The sequence below is a fragment of the Rathayibacter sp. AY1D5 genome, assembly GCF_002932515.1.
In the GTDB taxonomy this organism is placed as follows: domain Bacteria; phylum Actinomycetota; class Actinomycetes; order Actinomycetales; family Microbacteriaceae; genus Rathayibacter.
Map to the genome: position 1 here is coordinate 1 of NZ_PSVU01000133.1, position 610 is coordinate 610.

Below are 610 nucleotides of genomic sequence, written 5' to 3' on the forward strand. Positions count from 1 at the left end.
AGGCTCAGCTCATCGTGAACTGGGAGGCGCACCCCGAGGACGTCGCGCCCCTCGTGCACGCGCACCCCACTCAGAACGAGGCGCTCGGCGAGGCGCACCTCGCTCTGGCCGGGAAGCCGCTGCACGCCCTGTAGAACTACTGCGGTGCGGCGACCCGCCGCTTCCGCATCAGTAAGCTGGACATCGAAACACAAGCGTCTTAAGGAGACAGGCTCATGAGCGAATCCGTCAGCCTCCCGGCACTCGGAGAGAGTGTCACGGAAGGAACGGTCACCCGCTGGCTGAAGAACGTCGGGGACCGCGTCGAGGTGGACGAGCCCCTGCTCGAGGTCTCGACCGACAAGGTCGACACCGAGATCCCGTCGCCCGTCGCGGGAGTGATCGAGGAGATCCTCGTCCAGGAGGACGAGACCGTCGAGGTCGGCGCCGAGCTGGTGCGCATCGGAGACGGCTCCGGAGCCGCGTCGGCGTCCGAGCCCGAGGCTCCCGCCGAGGAGGCCCCCGAGGTCCAGGCCGCCGAGACCGAGGCCACTGACGAGGCGACCCCGTCGGTGGACGCCGAGAGCGACGCCGAGGCTCCCGCCCCGGCCGAGCCCGAGCCCGCCCCGGC

General features: G+C 70.5%; 1 protein-coding gene. It reads left to right on the plus strand.

From position 1 onward, the window contains the following. Positions 1–215: 215 nt before the first annotated feature. A partial coding sequence (locus tag C5C82_RS17215; RefSeq protein ID WP_308471467.1) for a biotin/lipoyl-containing protein occupies positions 216–610 on the plus strand: 395 nt, incomplete at its 3' end.